Raw genomic sequence first — 26,955 nt, 5'->3', positions numbered from 1 at the left:
GTTACAAGAGGACGAGCAGCGCCGCGCCGAGGAGCACGAATATGGCGTACAGGCCCGCCATCACCTCGCGCTTCAGCGGACGTCCGAGGGGCTCCGCCGTCAGGCGGCGGACCGGTGGGAGGATCGCGATCCCGCCGAGTATCAGGAGGAAGGCGCCGATCTGCGGAACCAGCGTGAGCGCGACGACGGTCGTGCCGTACCCGGCGACGTAGCAGCCGCGCCGCCAGAGCTGCTGCCGGTCGGTGAGCTCCGCCGCCGGCGCGAAACCGGATTCGCCGCCGTCGCCACGAGCGGGGCCGTCGCCGACTCCGTCTCCGGTCGCGCCCGACTCGGTGGCCACCTGCCGGGCCTGTCGCTGCACGTACTCGTCGAACTCCTCGGCCGCCGGCTCGGTCTGAGGGGCGCCACAGTTGCTGCAGTAGCGGGCCTCGTCGTCGATCGACGACTCACACCGGGGACAGGTCTTCATCCTCATCGAAACCGGACCGCGGTCGGTCTTAACTCTTCGGGGCTCCGTCGGTGGAGCGATCGGGTCGCAGTCCGTCGATTTGCACCGAGTCGCGCCGCAGCTGCCGGCGCCGGTTCTCCGAGGCGATAATCGGGAGGGTACGCTTTAGTCGCTGAGATCCCGACCGTGTAGCAACCCACGGTGGGCCGTTCGCGCGGCGCGGGCCCGTTACGACGAAATCGACACCACGATGACCTCCAGAGTTCCACCGGGCGGCGCGAATCGGTCCGACCGGACGACGACCGCAGATCGTCACAGCGGGCGGGCGGACGCCCGCGAGGGACGCGGTCGGGGAGGTCCGGAGAACGGGGACGAGAACGGTCCGTCGCGCTCCCGCCTGTCGGCCCTTCGGGTCGTGCTGGTCGCCCTCGCGGTGTTCCTCTCGCTTTTCGGCGCCGCGGCCGCCGGTCCCGCCGCGGCGACGGTCGGGGGAGGGAACGAAGCGGCGCTCGACGCCGCGGACGCGGCGCCGGTCGACGACACCGAGATCTCCGCGGCGGTCGCGACCGACGGAACGGGAGGATCGGACGACGCCACCCGCCGAGAGATCGACGGGTCGTTCAGCAGGTCGACGTACACCGGGACGGCGGGGGAGCCGATTGCGATCAGGCACGCCGTCGACGCTCCCGGGGACGACACGGCGTACCTACTGGTCGGTGGCAACCGTCTCACCGACGACGGCGGAACGGTCGGCTTCGTCGACGTGCTTCGAGTGAGCGGCAAGACGACGACGGTCAACACGCGGCTCATCGGGACGAACGAGAGCGACGTTGACAGCTGTAGCGCGTCGAACGTGACCTGCGACCTCGAGTTCACGGACGAGGACGGCGACGTGGTCGCCGAGAACCTCTCGGAGCTCCGCGCGGAGTTCTCCGGCGCGACCGGTGCGGGCGGCCTCGCACGGCCCCTCGTCCCCGAGCGGTACCGGCTCGCGATCACCAACGGGACGTTCGTCGTCCGGGACTCCGGTGCGGTGGACCCGGTCGAGGTGGCCGCGGAGTCCGATCTCGTGCTCCGGGAACCGGCGTTCCACGACGGGATCGAGGCGTTCACGACCGCGGACGCCGACGTGATCGCCGACGGTGAGCGAGAGGAGACCGAGTCGCTCGGCGCCCTCAGGGAGAACGGGGTCGACCGCACGGCGGTGACGAAGGGCGACCGCGTCGTGCTCGGCTTCGAAGCGACCGGGATCTGGGGGGCCCTGTCGCACTTCGCCGAGGAACGGACGGGAGAGCCGCTCGAGGCCGGGACGACGGTCGACCACGGCGTCCTCGTCGACCTCCTCGAGGCCGATGAGGGCGTCTCGCTGCGGGTCCGGCAGACGAACCCCGGTCGGAACGAGCGCCGCACGGAACTCGACCTCGCGGACGCCGACCCGGAGGACGTCACCCTGTTTCTCGCGGAGGGGACCGAACTCGAACGCGGGGACAGCGACGTGGGACCGAGCCGGTTCTACCTCGCGATAGACACGAGCGACGGCGGCCCGTTCACCGACGGTCCCGACCCGGGCGATCAGTACTCGGTCGAGTTCGCCCTGGAGGGGACCGAGGGCGACCGGTACGCGTTCCGCGACGGTCACGAGCCTCCGGCGCCGTTCGACGCGGAATCGGCGACCGACGACGGGCTCTCACAGCAGTACCCGTACCACGGGACCGCAGACGGTCGGGTCAGCGCCGAGGCGTCGTTCAGCGTCCGGGAACGGTACCTCCGGTACGACGACGTCACCGACGACGGCACGCTCCTCGTCGAGGCCGACAACGGGACAATCGCCGGAACGACGTCGGTGCTGCCCAGGACGGATCTGTCGGCGACGATCGTTCGCGACACCGACGAGACGCCGAACCGGACCGAGTCCGAGCTGTCGATCGCCGACGGGAACTTCTCCGTCGACACCGGGCTCGCCGACGCGGCGTCCGGAACCAGGGCGAGCTATCGGCTCTACCGGGGGCAGTCGCTGCAGGAAAGCCGGGAGGTCCTCCTCGTCGAGAACGCCACGAACCCCGACCGGCTGCGGCTGGCGAACGGAACGACGACGAATCTGACGGTGACCCGCGACGAGTCGCTGGCGAACCTCTCTGCGACGGTGCGCAACGTCGGGCAGTTGCGGAATCGAGACCGACTGACGCTCGACGTCGACGACGGGGCGATCCTCAACGAGCGGCACGTCACCGTCGCGCCGGGGGCAAAGGAGAACGAGACGTTCGGAGGGGTCGACGCGGACGTGGAGCCGGGCGAGTACCCGTACACCCTCAGAATCGACGGAGACGAGGTGAACGGGACGCTGATCGTGGAGGCGGACCCTGCGGTGACGCGGGTCGACGAGAGCGACGCCGACACCCGGAACTCGACCGACGAGACGGAGGGAGACCACGCCGAAGACGAGTCGGACGCTCCCGACGGCAACGAGTCGTCACGAGACGATTCGGACGAGGAGGAGTCCCCCGAAGGCGTCGACGGTGGCGAGAAACCGGACGGAGAGAGTCCCGACGAGGTGCCGGGGACGCTCCTCCCGTTCGGGGTGGGAACGCGCGAAACGGTCGGCGGGACGGTCCTGGTCGGCGCGACGTACATCCTCGGCCACTGGATCTGATGGACACCCTCGGCCACTGGATCTGAGCGCGTCGCTCAGAGGCGCCTCAGCGACCGTCGTTTCGCCCGACTGCGGCGTCGGTTCTCAGCGCTGAGAACCGCGGGGGAGTCGTTAAGTGAGCGCTGCACCCGCTTCCAGACAACTCATGGCAACGCGCGTGCTTATCGCAGACGACTCCGAGTTCATGCGGAACCTCCTCCGGGAGATCCTCGAAGGGGAATTCGAGATCGTCGGCGAGGCCGAGAACGGCGTGGAGGCGGTCAACATGTACGAGGAACACGGTCCCGACCTCGTGATGATGGACATCGTGATGCCGATCCGCGACGGGATAGAGGCGACGACGGAGATCGTAGACGACAACCCGGAGGCGACGGTGATCATGTGCACCAGCGTCGGCCAGGAGGAGAAGATGAAGGCCGCTATCAAGGCCGGCGCGGAGGGGTACATCACGAAGCCGTTCCAGAAGCCGAACGTGCTCGACGCCATCGGATCGGCGGTATAATGCGGGTCGACGTCCGGGCGCTCGGCGCGTGCAACCGGCTGGCGGAGCGCGGGGCCGAGCAGGCCGCCGGGGCGCTCGGCGACCTCACGGGCGCCGACCTCGCGGTAGAGGTCACGGGCGCGAGCGTCGCCAGCGGCGAGGACCTCGCCGAGGCGTTCGCGGGGCGCGAGTCGATCGGCGTGCGCGTCGGGCTCCGCGGAGGACTGGACGGCGAGGCGGTGCTCGCGTTCGACGCCGCCAACGTCGACGTCCTGCTCTCGCTGCTTCCCGGCGGCGCGTCGGTGGGCCGCAGCGCGGTGACCGAGGTCGGGAACATCGCGCTCGGCGGCTTCCTCAACGGCTGGGCGAACTACCTCGGGAAGGCGATCGACATGACCCCGCCGCGCTACTTCGAGGCCGACGGCGCCGCCGTCCTTCCGGACGGGGCGCTCGCCGGCGACGGGGTATTCCTCTTCGAGAGCCGGCTGGACGCGACGACGACCGACCTCGACTTCTCCATCTACATGCTGCCCGACTCCGGCCCCTTCCGCGACCTCATCGTCGGGAAGACGGCGCCGGCCGCGGCCGCGGGCGCCGAGGCGGCTGGAGGCGGGGAGAGCGGAGACGGAGTCGCCGGCGAGACCGGCGGCACCGCGGTCCCGTACGAGTCGCTGTCGACGTTCGCGTCGCTGGCGAAGCGCGGCTCGGCGAACGCCGCGGACAACATCGCGATGATGACCGGCCTCGAGACGACCGTCGACGTGAGCCGGCTGCGATTCGTTCCCCTCGCCGACGTCCCCGCTGAGGTCGGCGTCGAGCCGCACGCCGGGACCGTCTTCGAGCTCCGGGGAGAGCCGAGCGGCTACCTCGCGATCCTCTTCGGGGAGGCGTCGGCGGCGGCGATCGCGGCCGCGATGCTCCCGAGCGAGCCGGACGAGCCGCTCGGCGGGATGGCGGAGAACGCGCTCTGCGAGCTGGGCAACGTGATGACGAGCGGATTCATCGACGGCTGGGCGAACGTGCTCGACACGTCGATCAGCCACTCGCCCCCGGAGTTCGTCCACGACATCGGCTCGGCGACGATCAGCCCGCTGGTCGCCAGGCTGAGCCGCCGGCAGGACTACGGGTTCGTGATCGACGCCGCGATCCGGACGGAAGGCGTGCAGGCCCGGTGCGACGTGTACGCGCTCCCGGACGAACGAGAGCTGGCACGGGCCCTCGACCGACTCCCGGAGACGTGATCCACTCCTCGTCGTCCCGCGATTCGGGGCCGCGGGACCGCGACGGGAGGGACGGCGACGGCGGCAACGAGCCCGGCGACGGCGGCAACGAGCCCGGTGACGGCGGCAACGAGCCCGGCGAGGAACGCGACGACGCCGGCGGCGGCGACGGCGAGCGCCGGGTCAGGGTCGGCGTGGGCGAGCTCGCCGTCGCCACCGAGGGGGAGACGCTGACGACGAGCGGACTCGGTTCCTGCGTTGCGGTCGCGCTCGTCGACGAACGGACGGGGGTGCGCGGCCTCCTGCACGCGATGCTGCCCGCGAGCGACGAGGCACGCACGGCGGCCGCCCGCCGGGGGAAGTACGTCGACAGCGGCATCCACGGGCTCATCGACGAACTCGTCGGTGTCGGTGCCGCGCCCGACCGGCTGGAGGCTCGCGTCGCCGGCGGCGCGGAGATGCTGGATCTCACCGACGCCGTCGGGCCGCGCAACGTCGAGCGGGCCGAGCGGTGCCTCGCGGCGGCCGGGGTCCCCGTCGTCGCCAGCGACGTCGGCGACGGCGTCGGTCGCACGGTTCGGTTCGAGGCGGGCGGCGGACTCGTCGTCCGCGCCGCGGACGGGTTCGAGCGGACCCTGTGAACGGGAGGTGATCGACGCGCTGTGCCGTGTTTTCTCACTGTTGATATTTTGAGGGGTGAATTGAAGTGCGTTCTGGGGGTGGTACTCGATAATGGGCCTCGAACTACCGGTGTGGGGAGCTCCGACGGTCATCTGGACGGTCGCCACGCTGGGGATCGTCGGTGCGAGCGTCCTCGATCGCTTCCTCGACGACGACGGCTCCGACGACGACTCCGGGAGCATGGGCGGCGGCGACGATCCGTTCGGCGGCGGAGGGATGGGCGGTGGCATGGGCGGCGGTAGCGGCGGCATGGGCGGCGGCGACGGTTTCGACGACTTCGACGGGATGGACGAGTGGGACGACGGCTTCGACGACGGCGGCGGCGCCGGCGCCGCCACCGACGAGCTGGAAAAGCGGCTCGACGACCTCGAGAACGAGGTCGCCTCGCTCTCCTCGACGGTGTCCACCGTCCGCTCGGAGAACGAGGAGATCTCGGCCGCGGTCGACGACATCGAGGAGGACGTCAGGAACCTGCTCGACATCTACGAGATGGTCACCCGGGGGATCAACCCGTTCGTCGACGAGTCGAGCGGCTTCGACAGCATCAGCGGCGGCGGCGAGGGGTCGTTCGGGCTCTTCGACGACGACGAGGCGGGTGACGAGGCCGACGCGCTCGACGAGGACATCGCGAACGCGGACGCCGACGGGTTCTTCGACGACGGCGTGCTCGACGAGGAGTTCGACGACGGGGCCGACGAGTTCGACGAATTGAGCGGGGAACCGGACGACGACCACACGGACGACGGCGACTCCGCCGACGCCCCGTCCGAGACCGCGGTGGCGGACGACAGAGACGACATGAACGACGACGGAAAGAGCTTCAGCGAACTGAAAGAGGAGTACGACGCCGGGGAGGCCGACTGGGCCGACGAGGGCGGAGACGACGCGGACGCCCCCGCCGACGAGGACCCCTTCGACGACGGGACCGACTCGTTCGATGACGGGGACTCGTTCGACGCCGACTTCGGCGACGAGACGGACCCGTTCGACGACGGCCTCGGCGAGGGCGTCGAGTCGTTCGACGAGGAGCCGACCGCCGACGCCGACTCCGCGACGAACGGTCCCGAGCCCGATCCGGAGCCGACGACCGACCGCACGCGCGGCTCGCGGCCCGGCGGCGATCCGTCCGAGGCGAACGGCGACGGCTTCGAGTACGTCGGCGAGGACGATCTCTCCGGCGGACGCGGGAAGCCGTACCTCACGGAGCTCCCCGGAAACTACGTCGGCGACCTGCTCGTGATGGAGTGGCTGGAGTTCCTGGTCTCGGAGAGCGACGTCACCGACGCGGTGCGGGCGATCAACTACTACGAGCGCATCGAGTGGGTCGGACCGGAGGCCGCGGGGCGGCTCCGCGACTTCCTCTCCGGGTTCGGCACGATCGACCGCAACCTCGTGGACCGGCCGGGGACCGACCGGCTGGTCCGGGAGCACCACACGCGCAGCCTCCGATACGTGACGCAGCTCAACGGGACGAGCGGCCACCTGCTGCTGCTCGACCGGTGGGACGACCTCGCCGGCGGCTCGCTGGTCGGCGGCGACCCCTCACCGGTCGGCCGGGGCCGGGGGCGCGACCGGACGGAGCGCGCCGACGACCGGACGAACCGTGACGACAACCGACCCGAGGGACGCGATCGGAACGGCGGCTCCCCGCGACCCATGGACGACCCGACCCCGCGTTCCGACCGCGCCGACCCGGCCGACGGAGGGTGGGGAGATGGGCGTTAGCGTCTCCGCGTCGACGGCCATCATCGTCGCGGGGCTGTTCTTCGCGTTCACCGCCTTCTACCCCGTCGCGGCCAACGGCTTCGACCGCGTCACCGACGCGCAGGAGGGGATCCAGGAGCGCTCGCTGGAGCGGCAGAACACCGACTTCGCCGTGACGAACGCGACCTACGACGACGGGACGGTGACGATCAACGCCACCAACGACGGCTCGGTCGGGCTCGTCGCGAGCGACGCGACGCTCGTCGTCGGCAACGAGTACGTCGACGTCGGCGGGTCGAACGCGACGACGACCGTCGACGGCGACGCCGACACCGAGCTCTGGCTCGGCGGCGAGACGCTGACGGTACGCGTGAACGAGGCGGACCTCTCGACCGACGTGGTCGCGGGCGAGACCCGCGTCGTCCTCGTGGTCGAGTCCGGCGTGCGCGACGCGGCGACCGTCACGGAGGTGAGCGCGTAGATGGCCAGCGTTCCGGTCTCGCACCTGATCCTGTTCATCGCGAGTCTCGTGATCGCCGCGGGCGTCGTCGGCACGATCACGACGGGCGTCGACCGCGTGAGCGCGGCCGTCGAGGACGCCGGGATCGACGCGACCGAGCAGCTCCGGACGGACGTGACGATCGTCTCCGACGCGAGCGCCGGGGTGTACAACGAGAGCGGGGAGGAGAACGTGACGCTGTTGATAAAGAACACCGGGACACAGCGGCTCGACCCCGACGGCTCGGGGGTCGAGGTCGTCTTCGACGGGAGCTACGTCCCGCCGAGCGCGACGGAAGGCGAGCTCGTCTCCGCCGGCTCGGGCGCCGCGTGGAGCCGCGGCGACGTCTTGCGGCTCACGATCGACGTCACGCAGTTGGACGGGACGGACGACGGGCTCGAACCGGGGACGGACCACCGGGTGTACCTCACGGTGAACGGCGACGAGGAGCTGTTCCAGTTCCGCACGGAGGCCGACTGACGTGCCCCGCGCCGACAACCTGCTCTCCATCGGACTCGGCGAGCGCGACCGGCTGAACAAGGAGCTCGGCGGCGGGATCCCCCGGGGCAGCATCGTCCTCATGGAGGGCGACTACGGCGCCGGCAAGAGCGCCATCTCTCAGCGGTTCGCCTACGGGCTCGTTGAAGAGGGCGCGTCCGTCACGATGCTGTCGACGGAGCTCACCGTCCGGGGGTTCATCGACCAGATGCACTCGCTGGAGTACGACACGGTGAAACCGCTGTTGAACGAGGAACTGCTCTTCCTCCACGCCGACTTCGACTCCGGCGGCGCGTTCTCCGACGGCGACGGGGAGCGGAAGGAACTGCTCAAGCGGCTGATGAACGCGGAGGCGATGTGGAACTCCGACGTGGTCTTCCTCGATACGTTCGACGCCATCTTCCGGAACGACCCGACGTTCGAGGCGCTCGTCCGCAAGAACGAGGAGCGGCAGGCCGCCCTCGAGATCATCTCCTTCTTCCGCGAGATCATCTCCCGGGGGAAGGTCGTCGTGCTCACCGTCGACCCCTCTGCGGTCGACGACGAGGCCATCGGCCCGTTCCGGTCGATCGCCGACGTGTTCCTCGAACTGGAGATGATCGAGGTCGGCAACGACATCCGGCGGCAGATAAACGTGAAGCGCTTCGCGGGGATGGGCGAACAGGTCGGGGACACGATCGGGTTCTCGGTCCGGTCGGGCACCGGGATCGTCATCGAGAGCCGCAGCGTCGCGTGATGACGCCGACCCTCGCGAGGGAACGACCGCGTGGACTCCCCGCGACGGAACCGTCGTCCCGCGCGGGCGGGACGCGAAAGACGACGGATCGGAGGAGACCATGACCGAACACGGGACCGCGAAGCCGTCGGAAGAGCTCCGGAAGGCCGCCATGCGGCGGCCGCATCTCCGGGAACACCTCCGGGAGTTCAAACAGATCACGGGGGAGTTTCCGCAGTTCATCGAGGAGCCGAAAGACGAATACGAGTCGAACCGCCCGAACGTCATCTACCCCGTCGGCGGGCCGATCTACAGCCACATCTACGGCGACCTCGGGCAGGACACAAAGTACTACGCCATCGAGCCGGAGGTGTCCGGGCCGCAGGCCGAGATCCTCAACAAGGTGAAAAACCGGCTGCTCGCCGTGAGCGGCCAGCACAGCGCGCCCGACTCCGAGGCGGAGTACGACGATCTCATCGAGGAGCTGTTAGAGGAGGTGACCCACGTCGACGACGGGACCACCGGCTGGCGCCGGGGCGTCTCGAAGGTCCGACACTTCGGGAAGCTCTCCGTCACGGCGGAGACCTACGAGAACATCCGCTACCGGCTCAACCGCGACATCGTCGGACTGGGGCCGCTCGAGCCGGTGATGCGCGACCCAGCCAACGAGGACGTTCACGTCATCGGGCCCAAGGAGTGTCACGTCGACCACGGGACGTTCGGCATGTTGGAGACGACCGTCGACTTCGGGACGCCACAGGAGTTCGACAACTGGCTGCGCAACATGGGCGAGCGGATCGGCGACCCGCTCTCCGACTCCGACCCGATCGTCGACTCGACGCTGCCGGACGGGTCGCGTATCAACATCATCTACTCCGACGACGTCTCGCTGAAGGGCTCTTCCCTCACGATCCGGCAGGGCGAGGAGGTGCCGCTGTCGATCAACCAGATCACCAACTGGGGGACGCTGTCGCCGGAGCTCGCGGCGTACCTCTGGCTCTGCTTAGAGAACGAGCAGACGGTGTTCGTCGTCGGCGAGACGGCGTCCGGGAAGACGACGACGCTGAACGCGATCCTGTCGTACATCCCCGACGACTCGAAGATATACACGGCGGAGGACACCGCGGAGGTCATCCCGCCGCACAGCACCTGGCAGCAGCTGTTGACCCGCGAGGGGGGCGGCGAGGGGAGCTCCGACGTCGACATGTTCGACCTGGTCGCCGCCGCGCTCCGGTCGCGTCCCGACTACATCATCGTGGGCGAGGTCCGCGGCGCCGAGGGACGGATGGCGTTCCAGGCGGCCCAGACCGGCCACCCGGTCATGCTGACCTTCCACGCGTCCGACATCGTCTCGATGATCCAGCGGTTCACCTCCGAGCCGATCAACGTCCCGGAGACGTTCATGGACAACGCCGACGTGGCGCTGTTCCAGAACCGGGTGAAACAGGGCGACCAAGTGTTGAGACGGGTGACGAGCGTCCAGGAGATCGAAGGATACTCCAAGGAGATGGAGGGGGTCGTCACCCGCGAGGTGTTCAGCTGGGACCCCGTCGAAGACGAGATCGTCTTCCAGGGGATGAACAACTCCTACGTGTTAGAAGACCAGATCGCGACGCTGCTCGGCTACGCCGACACCCGCGACATCTACGACGACCTCGAGTTCCGCGCGGAGCTGATAAACCGGATGATCCAGGAGGGGATCTTGGGCTACCACGAGGTGAACGACGCGATCAACTCCTTCCAGCGCGACGGCGTCGAGGGGCTCCCCTTCGACATGCACCGGAACGTCAGGTGATCCGGAAGATGAGCGATCCCGACCGGAGCGACGCAGCGAACGGGGCCGGGGAGTGACATGGGGGTGAAACAGGTCGGCAACGGGCTCGCGACCGCGGCCGAGTTGACTTCGGCCGTCGTGGAGTCGTACGACAAGCTCGACATCTCGAAGCGGAAGTACGTCGGGCTCGTGCTGGTCCCGGCGGTGCTCGTGTTCGCCGCGAGCGTCGTCGGCCTGTTCGTCCTCCCGCTGCCGTTCGCGGCGCGGGTCCCCGTCCCGATGTTCGGCGGACTCGTGCTGGTGGCGGCGGTCATCTACCCGAAGATCTACCTCTCCAGCTTAGAGAACCAGATCGACAACCAGCTCCACCTCGTGATGACGCACATGACCGTGCTGTCGACGACGAACATCGACCGCATGGAGGTGTTTCGGACGCTGGCGAACGAGGCGGAGTACGGGGTCGCCGCCGAGGAGATCGCTCGCGTCGTCCACCTCGTCGACACGTGGAACCAGAGCCTCGACGACGCGTGTCGGCGGCGCGCCGAGGAGGTCCCCTCGGACGCGATGGCCGACTTCTTCGACCGGCTCGGCTACACGATGGGGGCGGGCCAGTCGTTAGAGGAGTTCCTCGTCTCAGAGCAGGACGTCATGCTCGCCAAGTACGAGACGGTGTACGAGTCCTCGCTCGCGAACTTGGAGGTGATGAAGGACCTGTACATGTCGATGATCCTCTCGATGACGTTCGCGCTGGTGTTCGCCATCGTTCTCCCGATCCTCACCGGCAACGACCCGACCGCGACAGTGGCGGCCGTCATCGTCCTCTTCGTCTTCGTCCAGCTCGGCTTCTACGCGATGATCCGGGCGACGTCGCCGTACGACCCGATCTGGTTCCACCCGGACGAGCGCGCGCCGGGCGACCTGCGGCTGTGGGCCTCGCTCGGTATCGGCGGCGGGCTCTCCTTCGTGGTCATCGGGATCACCGCGGCCGGGATGTTCGGCTACGGCCCCGGGCTCCCCGGGCTGCTCTGGTTCGTCGACGACGTCCGGCTCCCGCTGTACCTCGCGGTGCCCATCTCGCCGCTGGTCATCACCGGCGTCGTCCTCAGACGGGAGGAACAGCAGATCACGGCCCGCGACGGCGAGTTCCCCTCGTTCGTGCGGGCGCTCGGCGCCACAGAGAGCGCCAAGCAGTCGACGACCACCGACGTGTTGACCACGCTGCGCGAGAAGAACTTCGGCGACCTCTCTCCCGCCATCGACCGCCTCTACCGCCGGCTGAACATGCGGATCAGCACCCAAGGGGCGTGGGAGCAGTTCACGTACGACACGCGGTCGTACCTCATCCAGAAGTTCTCCGAGATGTACCTCGTCGGTCGGCAGATGGGCGGGGACCCGAAGCAGCTCGGCGAGCTGATCTCGAAGAACATGAACGCCGTGAACCAGCTTCGCGAGCAGCGGCGACAGGCGGCGATGACGTTCATCGGACTGCTGTACGGGATCACGGCGGCGGCGACGTTCGCCTTCTTCATCGGGTTGGAGATCGTCGCGATCCTCGCCGACCTCACGGCCGACTTCGAACTCGACCAGATGGACATCGGCCAGATCGTCTACCCCGGCGCGTACGACATCCCGCTGATCGAGTACCTGCTCCTGACGGTCGTCCTGTTCAACGCGGCCCTCTCCTCGCAGATGATCCGGCGGATCGACGGCGGCAACCCCGCGAACGGGTACATCCACTTCGTCCTCCTGACGTGGCTCGGCGCGGCGACGGCGATCGCGACCCGGACGCTGGTGAACGCGATCTTGACGATTTAGGAAGTGAATCGCTTATAAATCCTTGACCGCAGATCGACGGCGAACACCGCCAAAGCCCCAGTCGCTCGCTTATAAATTGTTGACCGCAGATCGACGGCAAACACCGCCAAAGCCCCAGTCGCGACGACTCGCGCGGCTCGGTGTGCTCCTCGCTCACTTCGTTCGCTGCGGTGCTACCGTCGCCGTGCTTCGTCCTCGCGACTGCCCCTTTGAGTCCCGCCCAGCACAGCACCGCCCCGCACCTCATGCCTCCCCAGCCTCATCGGTCGCCCATCGCTTCGCTCGGGCGACCGAGCCCTCGCACGCGCTCCTTCGCGCCCTCCGGGCGCTCGGAGGCGCGCGCCACCGCACGACCTGTTTATAATGGCTTTTTTGCGATCTACCCCTCGAGCAGCGTCGGCTCGGGGACGTCCTCACCGGCCGCCTCCCGCCACGACCGGCTCGGTTTCCACCCGAACAGCCGTTCGGCCTTCGCGATCCCGTAGGCGGTCCGGTCGTCGCCCTCGGCGACCGCGCAGTCGTCGGGGACCGCGCCGTACGACTGCCGGAGGAGGTCGAGCAGGGGGCGACCGAGCGCGTTGTCGGCCGCGACGCAGTTGACGGCCTCGTGCGTGCCGGGAGCGGCGGCCGGGTCCGACCCCGCCGTCTCCGCGAGCGCGGCGGCGACGAGGTCGGCGACGTCGCGGGCGTCGACGTACGACCAGAAGTTGCCGGCGCCGGCGTCGAGGTCGCCGACGTACCCGTCGCTCCGGCACGGGTAGTCGCCGGGGTACTGGATCCACGAGGGGCGGATCGAGACCGCGGGGACGCCCTCGCGGCGCGCGACCGCGCCGGCGATCGCCTCCGCCGTCACCTTCGAGAGGCCGTACGGGTCCTCCGGGCGGAGCGGGTGGTCCTCGGCGATCGGCAGCGCGTCGGGAAGGGGCGTCGGCTCCGCGAAGAAGAAGCCGTACGCGCCGTCGCTCGACGCCTGCACGATCCGGGCGCCGGCGCGACCGGCGGCGTCAAGGACGTTCTTCGCCGCGTGGACGTTGGTCTCGAACACGCGGCCGTCGGGGTGGGTGCCAGCGACCGGGATCGCCGCCCAGTGGACCACCGCGTCGGGGTCGACCGCGTGGACGACGTCGAGCGCCTCGCCGCGGTCGGCGAGGTCGGCGGCGCGGAACGAGACGCGCGGGGCCGGGTCGGCGTCGAGGCTCGGGTGCTCGTAGTCGACGACGACGACCTCGTAGTCGCCGGCGAGTCGGTCGACGACCCAGCGCCCGGAGGCGCCGCGGCCGCCCGTGACGAGGACGGTCTCCATGCGGACGGGTCGCCGCGGCGGGGGAAAAACGCACCGTCGTCGGGCGGCCGCGCGGCCGATGCGGTCGGCCGCGATTCCCGGCAGGCTTTAACCGACCGAACGGTAAAATACGGGTATGGAATGGAAGACCGACTGGGGACTGCGTGGACGGATGGCGTTCACGATGTTCCTGCTCTTCGCCCTCTACGTCGTGTTCGTCGGTGTGCTGACCGTGTACTTCGGCGACTTCCTGTTCCCGCTGATCATGCTCGGCGGGTTCGCGATCGCCCAGTACTTCTTCAGCGACAAGCTCGCCCTGCGGAGCATGGGCGCCCGCGAGGTGAGCGCGGAGGAGTACCCGGACCTCCACCGGCGGGTCGAGCGCCTGAGCCAGCAGGCCGACCTCCCGAAGCCGACGATCGCGGTCGCCGACACGCAGGTGCCGAACGCCTTCGCGACCGGCCGGAACAAGAAGAACGCGACCGTCGCGGTGACGACCGCGCTGCTCCGGTCGCTGGACGAGGACGAGCTGGACGGCGTGCTCGCCCACGAGCTCGCGCACGTGAAGAACCGCGACGTGATGGTGATGACCATCGCCTCGTTCCTCTCGACTATCGCCTTCTTCATCGTCCGGTGGGGGTGGCTGTTGGGCGGGAACAACCGACAGGGCGCGCCCGTCATCGTCGCGGTGCTCGTCTCCATCGTCGTCTGGATCGTGTCGTTCCTGCTGATACGGGCGCTCTCGCGGTACCGCGAGTACTCCGCCGACCGCGGGGCCGCGCTGATCACGGGGAAGCCCGGCGCGCTCGCGTCGGCGCTCATGACGATCGACGGCCGGATGGACCGCGTCCCGGAAGAGGACCTCCGCCAGGAGGCGGAGATGAACGCGTTCTTCATCATCCCGATCAGGTCCGGGTTCATCGGCAAGCTCGCCTCGACGCACCCGGCGACTGAGAACCGGATCGACCGGCTCCGCGAGCTCGAGCGCGAGATGGAGACCGCCTGATCCGGACGGTCGGACCGCGATCCCGCTCCGCGGGGTCGCCCGCCTCAAATCGACGGCCGCGATCTGAACCCGAGCGCGATCCCGAAGTGCGACCGTTTTAGTCGTCGGCCGGAGCACGGCACCCATGGGTCTGCTCCGCGATCCGACGACGCGACGCTGGCTCGGGTGGGGGTCGCTGGCGGTCGTCTTCCTGCTCGTCAACGTGCACCGGCTCTCGACCGCGGTGCTGTCGGAGCAGCTGATCGACGCGTTCGGCATCACGGCGGCGCAGCTCGGGACGCTCCACGCCTCCTTCTTCGTCATCTACGCGATCGTCCAGATCCCCACGGGCGTGCTGGCGGACCGATACGGCGCGCGGTACGTCGGCGCCGCCGGCGCGGTCGTGTTGAGCGCCGGAGCGATCGGCTTCACGCTCAGCGGGAGCTACCTCACGGCGTTCCTCTTCCGCGGGGCGATCGGGCTCGGGAGCGGCGTGATCTTCATCGCCACCCTCCGCTTTTGCGCGAGTTGGTTTCGCGTCGACGAGTTCGCGACGATGACGGGCGTAACGACCGGCATCGCCGGGCTCGGCGCGATCTTCGCCACGGTGCCGCTGGCGGTCGCCATCGACCGCGTCGGCTGGCGGTCGACGGTGCTCGCGCTGGCGGTCGCCGGCTTCCTCGCGGCCGCGGCCGTCTTCGCGCTCGTCCGGCGGTCGCCCCGCGACGCCGGGCTCGACCCGATCGAGAACGTCCCGGAGCAGCCGTCGATAGCGATCGACGAGACCGCCGGTCACCTGCGCGCGCTGCTGTCCGACGTCGACCAGTGGCTGCTGTCTATCGTGTTCTTCTCGGCGATGGGGTCGATCCTCACCGTGATCGGCCTGTGGGGGATCCCGTACCTGGTCGTCGTCTACGGGCTCGACGTGACGACCGCGTCGTCGTTCGCGCTCGTCGGGGCGATCGGGATGCTGCTCGGCGCACCGGCGATGGGACGCGTCTCGGATCGCCTGAGCAGACGCCTGACCCCGATGATCGCCGGGCTCGGCCTGTTCACGCTCGTGCTGGCGATCGTCCCCGTCTTCGGCGACCCGCCGCTCGCCGTCGTGGGCGCGATGTTCTTCCTGATCGGGTTCAGCCTCGGGTTCGTCATGCTCGCGCTCCCGATCATCAAAGAGCGGTACCCGTCGAGTGCGAGCGGCGTGGCCACGGCGACCGTGAACGGGGCCGGATTCATGGGCGGCGCGGTCCTCCCGACAGCCATGGGGCTCGTGCTCGACGGCTACCGGACCGGCGACGTCGTCTCCGGCGCCGTCGTCTACACCGAGTTCGGCTACCGGATCGCCTTCTCCGTCACGACGGTCGCCGTCGGGCTCGCGTTCTGTAGCGCCGTCTGGCTGGCCGTCCGAGAGCGGCGGCGATCGCGCGGTCGCTGAATCGCGAACGCGCCCACGCCGTCGCGTCAGGGGAGCGACCGACAACTCTGAACGACGACGCGGAACGGTAACGCGGACCAATAACGCGCAACGGCAGTTCACCACATACTAGTGACAAACACTATCTCGATATTTTATATAAACGGTCAGAAGGCCTCTCGCGCCGCCGCTCGAACACGATCGACATCGCGGATCGCCGGCGCGATGCGAAGCGGCGTGCCGTGAACGCCGCGACGGGGGAGGTATTCAGTGAAACGACGCGCCCTGCACTGTCGCGCAGTCGCGTTTTTACCCTCACTCGTTGCCCAAACGTGCGAGTAGCCCCCGTATCGTCGGCGATCCGTCACCGCGGAAGGGCGGGGGCGATCCGGCCGCACTCGACATCGCCGCGTCCACATCACCGGATCGGCATCGTCGCGTCGACGTCGCCTCGACCGCCGGGAACACGTGGACGCGAGCGAACGCAAAAATTCAGAAATATGTTCATTCGCGTGAACAGTCAGATATACTATACTAGGTCGACGAGACGCGTGCCGGGCCTGCGAGAGATCGACTCGGAGCTCGTGGGCGGACGCCGTCGCTCGTGATCCGATTCCCTAACAAGAGTACCGGTGTTATTTACTAAGACGAGGATTGTAGACGGATATCGAACAGCGGGTCGATTCGTTCGATACGATCGAACAGGCAGATCGCGGACGGCGCTAGGAGTGTGCGATGTTGAGTTCGAGTTCATTCGCCGCACCGAGCAGCAGATCCGGGAGCTCGGACTCCAGTCGCTCCCCGTTCAGCCGGTGTGAGGGGCCGGTGACGCTGAGCCCGCCGATCACCTCGCCGTCCGGACCGCAGATCGCGACGCCGACGGCGTGGGTCCCGCGGAGGGACTCCTCCCGGTTGAAGAAGTACCCGCGCTCGCGTCCCGCCGCGATCTCGTCGCGGAGCTCGTCCGGATCGGTTATCGTTTGTTCCGTCACCGGATCGAACGACATGCGTTCGAACGTATCGGACAGTTCGTCGTCCGACAGCTCGGCGAGGATCGCTTTCCCCGCCGACGCCGCGTACAGGGGGATGCGGCTGCCGATTCCGGGATCCGTCCGGACCGCTTGGTCTCCGACGGCTCGCGCGAGGTACACCGCCTTGGCGTGTTCCTCGACGAAGAACTGCGCGCGCTCCCCGGTGACCGCCGCGATCTCCTCGACCTTCTGGCGCACGAGGTCGTAGCCGCGGTAGCTGCTCCGTGCGGTGACACCGACCTCGAGGAATCGAAGCCCCACGTGGTAGCCGTCGTCGCGCCGGACGACGTAGCCGAGGTCCTCGAGGGTGTGGAGGTGCCGGTGGACCGTGCTCTTCGCGTAGTCGAGCCCGGCCGCCAGCTCGGCCAGCGACGCGCCGTCGTTTTCGACGAGCCGTTGCACGACGTCGAACATCGTTTCGGCGGTCCGTACCGTGTCCGCGTCCCCCTCCACGACCTCGGTCTCCGGGTTGTTCATGACTGTCGCTCGCGTCCCGAGCCACATAAGTATTCGATCATGTCGAACGCTCTGCGACGGTCGCGAGCTCGTCGGGAGCGCGGATGCGTCGCGGCGCAGTGGGGCGCCGCGCGTGTCGGCGCTCGGCCCGCCGGAACACGGCGACTGCCACTACGCGTAGGTTTAATTCGGGCGACCGCCTGCGGGCAGGCGTGCCATCGCTCTCGTCGATTGCGGGAGCCGACACGGGGATCGTCCGGGAGCGACCGTTCCAGCTGCTGCTGCTCATCAACGTCCTCCCGCCGCTCGGCACCGCGCTCCTCTCGCCGGTGCTCGGCTCGCTCGTCGAGCCGCTGGGGGCGTCGACGGCGAACATCGGGCTGATGATGTCGGCGTTCACCGCGCCCTCCATCGTCGTCATCCCGATCGCGGGCGTCGTCTCCGACCGGTACGGGCGGCGACCGGTGCTGATCTTCGGGTTGCTCTGGTTCGGCCTCACCGGGACCGCCATCGCCTTCGTCTCCACCTTCGGCGCGGCGCTCGCCCTGCGGGCGCTCCAGGGGATCGGCTTCGCGGCGCTCACGCCGATCATCATCACCAGCCTCGGCGACCTGTACGCCGGGACCAAAGAGGCCACCGCACAGGGGCTCCGGTTCACCGGGTCGGGGCTCTCACAGACGGCGTTCCCGCTGGCCGCCGGCGTCCTCGTCGGAATGGCCTGGCAGTACCCGTTCCTGCTGTACGCCGTCGCCTTCCCGGTCGCGGCGGTCGTCTACGCGTACTTCGAAGAGCCGCTCGACGAGGCGGACGACGGGGGCTCGTCGACGGGGATCCGGGCGCAGCTCGGCGACATGCGCGCGCTCGTCGCGCACCGCCGGGCGTGGACCATGGTCGTCGCTCGCGGGACCGCGAACGTCGCGTGGTTCGGCTTCCTGACGTACAACTCGATCCTCGTCGTGGACGTGCTCGGCGACACGCCGACGGAGGCGGGAGTACTCGCGGCGCTCGCGAGTCTCACGTACGCGCTCGCGGCGACGCAGGCCGGCCGGGTCGCGGCCGTCTTCGACGACCGGCTCTACCCGCTCGTCGCCACGAACGTCTCGATGGGCGCCGGCCTCGCGCTCGCCTTCCTCGCCCAGTCGCTCGCGGTCGCCGCCGTCGGCGTCGCCTTCATGGGGATCGGGTTCGGGCTCGTGCTCTCTATCTACCGGAGCGTCATCACGACGCTCCCGCCCGCGGACCTGCGCGGCGGGCTCGTGAGCCTCGGCGAGGGGAGCGGGCGCGCGGCGGCGACGGCGACCCCGGTGGTCATGGGCGTCGCCGTCGCGGTCGCGACCCGCCCACTCGGGTTCGAGACGGCGGTCCGCGCGGTCGGCGTCGGCACCGGGATCGTCGGCGCGGGCGTCGGGATCGCCTGTCTACTCCTGATGAGCGCGTCGCCGCCGATCCGGATGGACGGGTAGGGCGCCCCCGCGGTGTCGAGGGCCGCTACTCCGACGAATCCGGGAGGCCGGACGGTCAGCACGTCTGAAACTGGTATCAAAAAAGGAGAGCGCCGGCGACGCTACTGGTACGCCTGCAGCCCGGTGAGGTCCTCGCCGAGGATCAGGGTGTGGATGTCGTGGGTGCCCTCGTAGGTGTACACCGTCTCCATGTTCGCCATGTGGCGCATCGGCGAGTAGTCGGCCGTGATCCCGTTGCCGCCGAGCATCTCGCGGGCGATCCGCGACTGGTCGCGAGCCATCCGGACGTTGGTGCGCTTGGCCATCGAGACGTGCTGCGGGCGCATCTCGCCCGCCTCCTTGAGGTCGGCGAGCCGGTGGGCGAGCAGCTGCGCGAGCGTGATCTGCGTCGCCATCTCCGCGAGCTTCTCCTGTTGCAGCTGAAAGCCGCCGATCGGCTTGCCGAACTGCTCGCGGTCGGTGGCGTACTGCCGGGCGACCTCGAAGCAGTCCCGTGCCGCCCCGACCGCGCCCCACGCGATGCCGTAGCGGGCCTGCGTCAGACACGACAGCGGTCCCTTCATCCCGGAGACGCCGGGAAGGCGGTTCTCGGCGGGGACGCGGACGTTCTGGAGACTGATCTCGCCCGTGATCGACGCGCGCAGGCTCAGCTTCTCTTTGATCTCGTTGGTGGTGACGCCGTCGCGGTCGGTCTCGACGAGGAACCCGCGGACGGGCGTGCCGTCCTCAGTGTGGTCCTTCGCCCAGACGACGGCGACGTCGGAGATCGGGGAGTTCGTGATCCACGTCTTGGAGCCGTTGAGGACGTAGCCGTCGCCGTCGGCCTCCGCGCGCGTCTCCATCGCGGAGGGGTTCGACCCGTGTTCGGGCTCGGTGAGCCCGAAGCAGCCGACCGCCTCGCCGGTGCCGAGCTTCGGCAGCCACTCCTCCTTCTGCGCGTCGCTGCCGAACGCGTGGATCGGGTACATCACCAGCGCGCCCTGGACGCTCGCCATCGAGCGGAGCCCGGAGTCGCACGCCTCCAGCTCGCGCATCAGCAGGCCGTAGGCAGTCTCGCTGACGCCCGGGAGCCCGTACCCTTCGAGATTCGGTGCGTAGAATCCCATCTCGCCCATCTTCGGAATGAGCTCCGTGGGGAACGTGCCGTCTATCCAGTGTTGACCCACGTCCTCGACCTCGCCGTCGATGAACGACCGGGCGGAGTCGACGAGCATCCGCTCCTCCTCGGACAGGGTCGACTCCATGTCGAAGTAATCGAGCATACGATCGCTTGCGATCCCACGGATAAATAAGTATACTTTCGCCGGCGGAGGCGGCCGGAATCCCGCGTCACGGCCGCCGCCGGAGGCGGACCGCACGGGAGCCGTCCGGCGTCGCCTCAGAAGCCGGTCGTCCCCTCGAGCAGGTGGTCCTCGACGACGTCCGTGTCGAGTTCGATCCCGAGGCCGGGGGCCTCCGGTACCGCGATCCGCCCGTCCTCGATCAGCGGCTCGTCGCGGACGAGCAGGTCGTCCCACCAGTCGACCTCCAGCGCGTGGTACTCCAGCAGGTCGAAGTTCGGCGTGGCCGCGCCGAGGTGGACGCAGGCCATCGTCCCGACCGGGCTACAGACGTTGTGCGGGGACATCGGCATGTAGTTCTCCTCGGCGCGGTCGGCGATCCGCATCGTCTCCGTGAGCCCGCCGACCGTCGCCGGGTCCGGGGTGACGATGTCGACGCCGTGCTCGTAGATGAGGTCCGACAGCTCGAACACGCGGAAGCGGTTCTCGCCGGTGGCGACCGGCGTCCGCGTCGCCCTCGTCACCTCCTTCTGGGCTTCCATGTTCTCCGGCGGGATCAGGTCCTCTAACCACATCAGGTCGAACTCCTCAAGCTCGCGGGCGAGCCGCTTCGCGCTCTCGACGGAGTAGTCCCAGTGGCAGTCGAACGCGAGGTCGATATCGTACCCGATCTCCTCGCGCACGGCCGCGACGATCTCACGCTTCTCCCGGATCGCCGCGTTCGTCAGGCGCCCGTTGTACGGGTCGTTCTCGTTGTCGGCCGGGAGGTCGAGGTCGAACTTCAGCGCCTCGAATCCCATGTCCGTGACGCGGGCGGCCTCGGCGGCGTACGCCTCCGGGGAGTACGCCTCGGCGTCGGCGTAGGCGGTCGCGCCGTCCTCCACCGCGTACGCCTCGCCGGCGTGGCAGTCGCAGTAGAGCCGGACCTCGTCGCGGTACTTCGAGCCGAGCAGCTGGTAGACGGGGAGCCCGAGTATCTTCCCGGCGGCGTCCAACAGCGCGATCTCGATGCCGGAGGCCGCGGTGACGACCTTCCCGGTGGTGCCGCCGTGGCCCGACATCTCCTGGAAGATGTAGCGCACGAGCCGCTCGACGTCGAGCGGGTTCTCGCCGACGAGGAACCGGTTCGTGTACTCGACGAGCTCCGGGACGCCGCCGCCGCGGTACGCCTCGCCGATCCCGGTGACGCCGGCGTCGGTCTCCACGCGTATCAGGTTCCACTCGAAGTTCCCCTCGACGACGCAGGCGTCGAGGCCGGTGATCTGTACGTCTCGGTCCGGGTCGCGGGTGTCGATCTGGTCAGAGTAGTCTCTCATTCGTCTTTGAATCGCTGCAGCGCGTCCTCGTCGAGCGGTACGCCGTGGCCGGGGCGGTCGGGGAGGTCGATGGTCCCGTCGTCGCCGGGCGTCAGGGGGTCGGCGACGACGTCGTCGAACGCCTTCACGTCCATGTCTCGGTAGAAGTACTCCACCCAGAGGCCGTTCTCGACGGCGCCCAGAAGCGACGCGTGGAGGTTCCAGTTGTAGTGTGGGGCGATGGGGATATCGTACGCCGAGGCGTGATTGGCGATCTTCAGCCACTCCGTGATCCCGCCGCAGACGGTGGCGTCCGGCTGGAGGATCGTCGCCGCGCCCGTGTCGGCGAGGCGGGCGAAGCTGTGTCGGGTGCCCTCCAGCTCGCCGGTGGCGACCGGGTAGTCGAGCCCGTCGTTCACCTCGGCCATCGTGTCGACGCGGTCGATCATCACGGGCTCCTCGATGAAGTACGGGTCGTGCGGCTCGAACGCCCGGCAGTTGCGGAGCGCCTCCGTGCTGGACTCCCAGACGCCGTTGGCGTCGAGAAGCAGGGTGCGCTCGTCGCCGATCTCGTCGCGCACCGCGGCGACGCGCTCGACCTCCTCTGCGACCGAGCGGCGGCCGACCTTCATCTTCACCGCGTCGTGGCCCTCGTCGAGGTAGCGCCGCATCTCGCCGCGGAGCGCCTCGTGGCCCTTCTCGTCGCGGTAGTAGCCGCCGCTGGCGTACGACGGGACCGACTCGGAGTGCCCGCCGAGCAGCTTGTGGAGCGGCATCTCCGCCGCCTTCGCCTTCACGTCCCAGAGCGCGATGTCGACCGTCGAAATGGCGCGCAAGAAGAGGCCGGTCCGGCCGATCTGGACGTTGCCCTCGTACATCTCGTGCCACAGGCGCTCGGTGTCTCGGGGGTCCTCACCGACGAGGAGCGGTTCGAGCAGCGACTCGACCGCGTCGGCGATGAGGCCGGCGCCCTCGTACCCCAGCGAGTAGCCGACACCCTCGTGGCCGGTGTCCGTCCGAACGTACGTGATCGCGTGGTCCCGATAGGTGAGCGTTCGGTTGGAGAAGGAGACCGGCGACTCCAGCGGGAGCTTGATCGGAAACGACTCGACGTCGGTTATCTGCATGCGTGGTCCGGGGTGACACGGGTACAAGTAGACCGCTGTATCGGCAATGCTCTCGCGGCGCGCCGTCCGGCGGCGCGCCGGTCGGTGAGCGGCGGCGTCCGGCGGCGCGCCGGTCGGTGGGCGGCGCCGTCCGGCGGCGCACCAGTCGGCGAGCGGCGGCGCACCCGCACCTTTTGTAGCGGCGCCGCGAGGGACCCTACATGGAGTTTCCCGTCCGTTCCGAGGTCGACGACCTCATCGACCCGCAGCCGCTCCCGGGGTTCGCGCGGGTCCGGTACCAGCCGCCGACCGAGCGTCTCGACGACCCCGTCGGGGCGGCGCGCGAGGGGCTCGACGCGCTCGACCTCGACGGTCTGCCCGCAGACGCCACGGTGGCCGTCGGGGTCGGTAGCCGCGGGATCGATCGGGTCGACGAGGTCGCGGCGGCGGTGGTCGAGCGGCTCGCCGAGCGCGGCTTCGATCCCGTGGTGGTGCCCGCGATGGGCAGTCACGGCGGCGCGACCCCCGAGGGACAGCGCGAGGTGCTGGAGGCGCTCGGGATCACCGAGGAGACGGTCGACGCGCCGATCGACGCCGGTATGGCCGCCGAGGAGCTGGCGACGGTCTCGGTGGGCGACGCCGACCTCCCCGTCTACTTCGCCGAGGCGGCGCTCGCGGCCGACGCCGTCCTCGTGGTGAACCGCGTGAAGGCCCACACCAACTTCACCGGGCCGATAGAGAGCGGGCTCGCGAAGATGACCGTCGTCGGGCTCGGCAAGCAGCGCGGCGCGAAGGCGTTCCACTCGACGGCGATCGCCGAGGGGTACGTCGAGACGCTGACGGCCGCGCTCGACGTCATCGAGCGGGAGACCCCGATGATCGGCGGAATCGCGCTCGTCGAGAACTTCGAGGAGGAGATCGGCCACCTGGAGGCCGTCCCCGCGGGATCGTTCCTCGACCGCGAGCCGGAGCTGTTAGAGCGCGCCGACGCGGAGATGCCGACGCTCCCGGTCGACGACGTCGATCTCCTCGTCGTCGACGAGATCGGCAAGGAGATCTCGGGCGCCGGCATGGACACGAACGTCATCGGGCGCTACCGCGTCCTCAACGCGCCCGACCCGGAGACTCCCGACATCGACCTCATCTACGTCCGAGGGCTCACGGAGGCGACGAAGGGGAACGGCAACGGGATCGGGCTCGCCGACCTCACCCGGCGGGCCGCGGTCGACCAGCTCGACCTGACGAAGACGTACGCGAACGCGCTCACCAGCGGGTCGCTCTCGAAGTCGAAGCTCCCCGTGGTGGCGCCGGACGACGAGTTCGCGCTCCGGACCGCGCTCACGGCGCTGGGCGGCTACGACCCCGAGACCGTCCGGATCGTCTGGATCCGGAACACGGAGGACCTCGGGGAGCTCCGCGTCTCCGACGCCGTGGTCTCCGACCTCCCCGAGGCGGCGACCGTCGCGGGCCGCGAGACGGTGGGGTTCGACGACGGGACCGCGCGGTTCGAGGAGGCGGTCGGCGACGAGTCGGGCGCCTGACGGCCGCGGGGAGAATCGGCGAGGGCGGCCGGACCTCGTCCCCTTGCCTCTAGGGAAACGTTTTCACGCCGTACACGGGATCGGTGAGGCATGGACCTACAGATCGACGGGAACGCGGCTCTCATCACGGCGTCGTCCAGCGGACTCGGCAAGGCATCGGCGAAGGCGCTGGCCCGCGAGGGCGTGAACGTCGTGATCAACGGCCGCGACGAGGAGCGACTGGCGGCCGCCGAGGAGGAGGTCGAGGCCGTCGCGACCGGCGAGGTCGTCGCGCGGCCCGCCGACCTCACCGAGGCCGACGAGATCACGGCGCTCGTGGAGACGACCGTCGACGAGTTCGGCACGATCGATCACCTGGTGACGAGCGCCGGCGGGCCGCCGTCGGGCGCGTTCCTCGACACCGACGACGAGGACTGGCAGCACGCCTACGACCTGCTCGTGATGAGCGTCGTCCGGCTGGCGCGCGAGTCGTACCCGCACCTCACGGAGGGCGACGGCGGCACCATCGTCAACATCACCTCCCGGAGCGTGAAGGAGGCCATCGACAGCCTCGTGCTGTCGAACTCGGTCCGGATGGGCGTCATCGGGCTGGAGAAGACGCTCTCGAAGGAGTTCGCGCCGGAGGTACGCGCCAACGCCGTCCTGCCGGGCCCCCACGAGACCAGCCGGATCCGGGACCTCGTCGAGGCCGCCGTGGAGCGCGGCGACTACGACTCCTACGACGAGGGGCTCGACGACTGGGCGGGGAACCCGCTCGAACGCATCGGCGACCCGATGGAGCTCGGCAACACCGTCGCGTTCCTCTCGTCGCCGAAGTCCGGGTTTATCAACGGCACCGCGCTCCCGATCGACGGCGGGGCCACCGGAGCCAACCTATGAAGCCGGTCGCGTTCGACGAGGCGGAGACGTACGAGCCCGACGAGGGGTGGCGGCGCGTGTCGATGGCGGGCAGCGACCGGTTCTCCTTCGAGTGGTTCGAGAAGCCGCCGGGCCACAGCTCGCCGATGCACGACCACGAGAACGAGCAGGTCTGCCTCTGCTTGCAGGGCGAGCTCACGGTCGCGACCGAGGACGACTCGGTCACCCTCCAGAAGAACGACTCCGTCCTGCTGGAGTCCGACGAGACCCATCGGGTCGAGAACACCGGCGACGAGCGCGCGGTCGGGCTCGACGTGTTCGCGCCCGGGCGCTCGTTCGACTTCTGGACGGACCGCGAGGAGTGAGCGGGCGATGAAGTACCTGGCACGCACGGCGACCGGCGACCCCCTGCTCGGCGACGACGAGGGGTACGTCCCGCTCGGGGCGGTCGAGCCGGACCTGGCGAGCGTCCGCGAGGCGCTCCCGCGGGCGGCCGCGGGCGACCTCGGCGACGTCGCCGACGCGACCGCCGACCCCGTCCCGGCGGAAGACGTGTCGTTCGGCGCGCCGCTGGCGTCGTTCGGGAAGCTGTGGGGGATCGGCCTGAACTACGAGGAACACGCCGGCGACCTCGACGAGCAGCGCCCCGAGGAACCGGCGAGCTTCATGAAGCCGTCGTCGGTCCTGACCGGCCCCGGCGGGCCGGTCCGGCTGCCGCCGACGGAGCAGAGCGAGCGGGTGACCGCCGAGGCGGAGCTGGCCGTCGTGATGGGCCGGACGTGCCGGAACGTCGACGGGGCCGACGTGAACGACGTCGTGGCGGGCTACCTCCCCGTCATCGACATGACGGCCGAGGACGTCCTCCAGCGGAACCCGCGCTTCCTCACGCGGGCGAAGAGCTACGACACGTTCCTCGTCCCCGGCGCGGCGCTCGCGGTGCCGGAGGCGCCGCTCGACCTCGAGGAGCTCTCGGTGCGAACCGAGGTCAACGGGGAGGTGCGGGCCGAAAACGAGATCCGGAACATGCTGTTCCCGCCGGCGGAGATCGTCTCGTTCCACTCCGACGTGATGACGCTGAACCCCGGCGACCTGTTCAGCACGGGGACGCCCGGCGCGGCGCCCGTCGACCCCGGCGACGAGGTGCGGGCGGTCGTCGAGGCGATCGGGACCGTCGACGCGCCGGTGACGCGGTAGAGCCCCCCGCAGGCAGGCACATTTATTACCTGCTGTTCGGTTAGGTGCCGATATGTACCGCGTACTGCTCCCCGTCGGTGGGGACTCCGAGCACGTGCTGGCCGCGGCCGAGGCGGTCGCGTCGTTACCGAACGCCGCCGAGGAGGTCGAAGCGGTGATACTCAACGTGTACGAGGGGTTCGAGGTCAGCGGCGAGGGCGGTCGCGTCGACTCCGAGGACGTGTGGAACGAGGAGAACTATCCCGAGAGCGTCGACGTCGTCGAGGACCGGCTGGCGGAGGCCGGGATTTCGACGTCGCGGCGGCGCGAACACGGCGACCCCGCCGACACGATCGTCGAGGTCGCCGCGGAGCTCGACGTCGACAGCGTCACCATGAGCGGGCGGCGGCGGAGCCCGACCGGTAAGATGCTGTTCGGGAGCACGACCCAGTCGGTGTTGCTCGGCGCCGACCGTCCGGTGACGGTGATCCTCGAGGAGTAGGGCAAAACCTGTATCTCAGTCGTCAGAAACGGAACATTCTCTCCCGTTAAACCGAAATAAACAGGAACATTGTTAATGATCGAC

General features: G+C 69.3%; 24 protein-coding genes. 18 read left to right on the top strand and 6 right to left on the bottom strand.

Features of this window, described 5'->3' with window-relative positions; translation table 11 throughout:
- Position 1: 1 nt before the first annotated feature.
- A complete protein-coding gene (locus tag R6U01_RS13245; protein ID WP_410286931.1) occupies positions 2–469 on the bottom strand; it encodes a zinc-ribbon domain-containing protein in 468 nt (155 codons plus the stop codon).
- 229 nt (positions 470–698) lie between these two features.
- Between R6U01_RS13245 and R6U01_RS13240 the strand changes: the two genes are divergently transcribed.
- From R6U01_RS13240 to flaJ, 10 genes are all read left to right on the top strand, one after another.
- Complete coding sequence (locus R6U01_RS13240) at positions 699–3,098, top strand: BGTF surface domain-containing protein (protein ID WP_410286930.1); 2,400 nt, start codon at positions 699–701, stop codon at positions 3,096–3,098.
- A gap of 145 nt (positions 3,099–3,243) precedes the next feature.
- Positions 3,244–3,600, top strand: a complete 357-nt coding sequence (cheY, locus tag R6U01_RS13235) for a chemotaxis protein CheY (RefSeq protein ID WP_410286929.1) — start codon at positions 3,244–3,246, stop codon at positions 3,598–3,600.
- Positions 3,600–4,820, top strand: coding sequence for a chemotaxis protein CheC (locus R6U01_RS13230; protein WP_410286928.1), 1,221 nt, complete (start codon positions 3,600–3,602; stop codon positions 4,818–4,820). Before cheY ends, R6U01_RS13230 begins: the two co-directional genes overlap by 1 nt.
- Positions 4,817–5,440, top strand: a complete 624-nt coding sequence (locus R6U01_RS13225) for a chemotaxis protein CheD (RefSeq protein WP_410286927.1) — start codon at positions 4,817–4,819, stop codon at positions 5,438–5,440. Before R6U01_RS13230 ends, R6U01_RS13225 begins: the two co-directional genes overlap by 4 nt.
- Positions 5,441–5,531: 91 nt before the next feature.
- On the top strand, positions 5,532–7,205 hold the full coding sequence (locus R6U01_RS13220; RefSeq protein ID WP_410286926.1) for a FlaD/FlaE family flagellar protein: 1,674 nt from the start codon (positions 5,532–5,534) through the stop codon (positions 7,203–7,205).
- Complete coding sequence (locus R6U01_RS13215; RefSeq protein WP_410286925.1) at positions 7,195–7,665, top strand: flagellin; 471 nt, start codon at positions 7,195–7,197, stop codon at positions 7,663–7,665. The genes R6U01_RS13220 and R6U01_RS13215 overlap by 11 nt, the downstream gene beginning before the upstream one ends.
- Positions 7,666–8,163: a flagellar protein G gene (locus R6U01_RS13210; protein ID WP_410286924.1), complete on the top strand. Its 498-nt coding sequence runs from the start codon at positions 7,666–7,668 to the stop codon at positions 8,161–8,163.
- 1 nt (position 8,164) lies between these two features.
- Complete coding sequence (locus tag R6U01_RS13205; protein ID WP_410286923.1) at positions 8,165–8,917, top strand: ATPase domain-containing protein; 753 nt, start codon at positions 8,165–8,167, stop codon at positions 8,915–8,917.
- Positions 8,918–9,017: 100 nt separating this feature from the next.
- On the top strand, positions 9,018–10,691 hold the full coding sequence (locus R6U01_RS13200) for a type II/IV secretion system ATPase subunit (protein WP_410286922.1): 1,674 nt from the start codon (positions 9,018–9,020) through the stop codon (positions 10,689–10,691).
- Between the two features lie 57 nt (positions 10,692–10,748).
- Positions 10,749–12,485, top strand: a complete 1,737-nt coding sequence (flaJ, locus tag R6U01_RS13195; RefSeq protein ID WP_410286921.1) for an archaellar assembly protein FlaJ — start codon at positions 10,749–10,751, stop codon at positions 12,483–12,485.
- A gap of 379 nt (positions 12,486–12,864) precedes the next feature.
- On the opposite strand, the gene R6U01_RS13190 is transcribed toward flaJ, so the two are convergent.
- Positions 12,865–13,788 (bottom strand): NAD-dependent epimerase/dehydratase family protein, encoded by a 924-nt coding sequence (locus R6U01_RS13190; RefSeq protein ID WP_410286920.1) that lies wholly within the window; start codon positions 13,786–13,788, stop codon positions 12,865–12,867.
- Positions 13,789–13,903: 115 nt separating this feature from the next.
- Here R6U01_RS13190 and htpX point away from each other — a divergent pair, with 115 nt between their 5' ends.
- Together htpX and R6U01_RS13180 are read left to right on the top strand one after the other, a co-directional pair.
- Entirely contained in the window at positions 13,904–14,773 is an 870-nt protein-coding gene (gene htpX / locus R6U01_RS13185; RefSeq protein ID WP_410286919.1) for a zinc metalloprotease HtpX, read from the top strand.
- Positions 14,774–14,897: 124 nt separating this feature from the next.
- Entirely contained in the window at positions 14,898–16,187 is a 1,290-nt protein-coding gene (locus R6U01_RS13180; RefSeq protein WP_410286918.1) for an MFS transporter, read from the top strand.
- A 701-nt stretch (positions 16,188–16,888) separates the two neighbouring features.
- On the opposite strand, the gene R6U01_RS13175 is transcribed toward R6U01_RS13180, so the two are convergent.
- On the bottom strand, positions 16,889–17,674 hold the full coding sequence (locus R6U01_RS13175) for an IclR family transcriptional regulator (RefSeq protein WP_410286917.1): 786 nt from the start codon (positions 17,672–17,674) through the stop codon (positions 16,889–16,891).
- A 191-nt stretch (positions 17,675–17,865) separates the two neighbouring features.
- On the opposite strand from R6U01_RS13175, the gene R6U01_RS13170 reads away from it, so the two are divergent.
- The gene (locus tag R6U01_RS13170) at positions 17,866–19,116 is read left to right on the top strand and encodes an MFS transporter (RefSeq protein ID WP_410286916.1); all 1,251 of its coding nucleotides are present in this window, start codon (positions 17,866–17,868) and stop codon (positions 19,114–19,116) included.
- 101 nt (positions 19,117–19,217) lie between these two features.
- On the opposite strand, the gene R6U01_RS13165 is transcribed toward R6U01_RS13170, so the two are convergent.
- From R6U01_RS13165 to R6U01_RS13155, 3 genes are all read right to left on the bottom strand, one after another.
- Positions 19,218–20,378, bottom strand: coding sequence for an acyl-CoA dehydrogenase family protein (locus tag R6U01_RS13165; protein ID WP_410286915.1), 1,161 nt, complete (start codon positions 20,376–20,378; stop codon positions 19,218–19,220).
- Positions 20,379–20,494: 116 nt separating this feature from the next.
- Positions 20,495–21,712: a mandelate racemase/muconate lactonizing enzyme family protein gene (locus R6U01_RS13160; protein WP_410286914.1), complete on the bottom strand. Its 1,218-nt coding sequence runs from the start codon at positions 21,710–21,712 to the stop codon at positions 20,495–20,497.
- On the bottom strand, positions 21,709–22,818 hold the full coding sequence (locus tag R6U01_RS13155) for a mandelate racemase/muconate lactonizing enzyme family protein (protein WP_410286913.1): 1,110 nt from the start codon (positions 22,816–22,818) through the stop codon (positions 21,709–21,711). The genes R6U01_RS13160 and R6U01_RS13155 overlap by 4 nt, the downstream gene beginning before the upstream one ends.
- Positions 22,819–23,018: 200 nt before the next feature.
- Between R6U01_RS13155 and R6U01_RS13150 the strand changes: the two genes are divergently transcribed.
- The 5 genes from R6U01_RS13150 to R6U01_RS13130 all read left to right on the top strand — a co-directional run bounded on the left by R6U01_RS13150 (position 23,019) and on the right by R6U01_RS13130 (position 26,871).
- The gene (locus tag R6U01_RS13150) at positions 23,019–24,338 is read left to right on the top strand and encodes a DUF362 domain-containing protein (RefSeq protein ID WP_410286912.1); all 1,320 of its coding nucleotides are present in this window, start codon (positions 23,019–23,021) and stop codon (positions 24,336–24,338) included.
- A 90-nt stretch (positions 24,339–24,428) separates the two neighbouring features.
- Positions 24,429–25,217, top strand: coding sequence for an SDR family oxidoreductase (locus R6U01_RS13145; RefSeq protein ID WP_410286911.1), 789 nt, complete (start codon positions 24,429–24,431; stop codon positions 25,215–25,217).
- Positions 25,214–25,561, top strand: a complete 348-nt coding sequence (locus R6U01_RS13140) for a cupin domain-containing protein (protein ID WP_410286910.1) — start codon at positions 25,214–25,216, stop codon at positions 25,559–25,561. The genes R6U01_RS13145 and R6U01_RS13140 overlap by 4 nt, the downstream gene beginning before the upstream one ends.
- Positions 25,562–25,568: 7 nt before the next feature.
- Positions 25,569–26,390, top strand: a complete 822-nt coding sequence (locus R6U01_RS13135) for a fumarylacetoacetate hydrolase family protein (RefSeq protein ID WP_410286909.1) — start codon at positions 25,569–25,571, stop codon at positions 26,388–26,390.
- A 52-nt stretch (positions 26,391–26,442) separates the two neighbouring features.
- Complete coding sequence (locus R6U01_RS13130; RefSeq protein ID WP_410286908.1) at positions 26,443–26,871, top strand: universal stress protein; 429 nt, start codon at positions 26,443–26,445, stop codon at positions 26,869–26,871.
- Positions 26,872–26,955: the final 84 nt, after the last annotated feature.

The sequence above is a fragment of the Halorubrum sp. genome (genome assembly GCF_046498025.1).
Classification (GTDB): domain Archaea; phylum Halobacteriota; class Halobacteria; order Halobacteriales; family Haloferacaceae; genus Halorubrum.
The sequence above is the reverse complement of the archived record's forward strand: the minus strand, read 5'-3'. Positions and strand labels throughout refer to the sequence as shown.

Coding starts and splice junctions, on each gene's coding strand:
- R6U01_RS13200 (WP_410286922.1), top strand. CDS start 9,018: ATGACCGAACACGGGACCGCGAAGCCGTCGGAAGAGCTCCGGAAGGCC.
- R6U01_RS13175 (WP_410286917.1), bottom strand. CDS start 17,674: ATGAACAACCCGGAGACCGAGGTCGTGGAGGGGGACGCGGACACGGTA.
- R6U01_RS13150 (WP_410286912.1), top strand. CDS start 23,019: ATGGAGTTTCCCGTCCGTTCCGAGGTCGACGACCTCATCGACCCGCAG.
- R6U01_RS13135 (WP_410286909.1), top strand. CDS start 25,569: ATGAAGTACCTGGCACGCACGGCGACCGGCGACCCCCTGCTCGGCGAC.
- R6U01_RS13180 (WP_410286918.1), top strand. CDS start 14,898: ATGGGTCTGCTCCGCGATCCGACGACGCGACGCTGGCTCGGGTGGGGG.
- R6U01_RS13230 (WP_410286928.1), top strand. CDS start 3,600: ATGCGGGTCGACGTCCGGGCGCTCGGCGCGTGCAACCGGCTGGCGGAG.
- R6U01_RS13160 (WP_410286914.1), bottom strand. CDS start 21,712: ATGAGAGACTACTCTGACCAGATCGACACCCGCGACCCGGACCGAGAC.
- R6U01_RS13215 (WP_410286925.1), top strand. CDS start 7,195: ATGGGCGTTAGCGTCTCCGCGTCGACGGCCATCATCGTCGCGGGGCTG.
- R6U01_RS13190 (WP_410286920.1), bottom strand. CDS start 13,788: ATGGAGACCGTCCTCGTCACGGGCGGCCGCGGCGCCTCCGGGCGCTGG.
- R6U01_RS13130 (WP_410286908.1), top strand. CDS start 26,443: ATGTACCGCGTACTGCTCCCCGTCGGTGGGGACTCCGAGCACGTGCTG.
- cheY (WP_410286929.1), top strand. CDS start 3,244: ATGGCAACGCGCGTGCTTATCGCAGACGACTCCGAGTTCATGCGGAAC.
- R6U01_RS13155 (WP_410286913.1), bottom strand. CDS start 22,818: ATGCAGATAACCGACGTCGAGTCGTTTCCGATCAAGCTCCCGCTGGAG.
- R6U01_RS13140 (WP_410286910.1), top strand. CDS start 25,214: ATGAAGCCGGTCGCGTTCGACGAGGCGGAGACGTACGAGCCCGACGAG.
- R6U01_RS13240 (WP_410286930.1), top strand. CDS start 699: ATGACCTCCAGAGTTCCACCGGGCGGCGCGAATCGGTCCGACCGGACG.
- R6U01_RS13220 (WP_410286926.1), top strand. CDS start 5,532: ATGGGCCTCGAACTACCGGTGTGGGGAGCTCCGACGGTCATCTGGACG.
- R6U01_RS13165 (WP_410286915.1), bottom strand. CDS start 20,378: ATGCTCGATTACTTCGACATGGAGTCGACCCTGTCCGAGGAGGAGCGG.
- R6U01_RS13245 (WP_410286931.1), bottom strand. CDS start 469: ATGAAGACCTGTCCCCGGTGTGAGTCGTCGATCGACGACGAGGCCCGC.
- flaJ (WP_410286921.1), top strand. CDS start 10,749: ATGGGGGTGAAACAGGTCGGCAACGGGCTCGCGACCGCGGCCGAGTTG.
- R6U01_RS13145 (WP_410286911.1), top strand. CDS start 24,429: ATGGACCTACAGATCGACGGGAACGCGGCTCTCATCACGGCGTCGTCC.
- htpX (WP_410286919.1), top strand. CDS start 13,904: ATGGAATGGAAGACCGACTGGGGACTGCGTGGACGGATGGCGTTCACG.
- R6U01_RS13210 (WP_410286924.1), top strand. CDS start 7,666: ATGGCCAGCGTTCCGGTCTCGCACCTGATCCTGTTCATCGCGAGTCTC.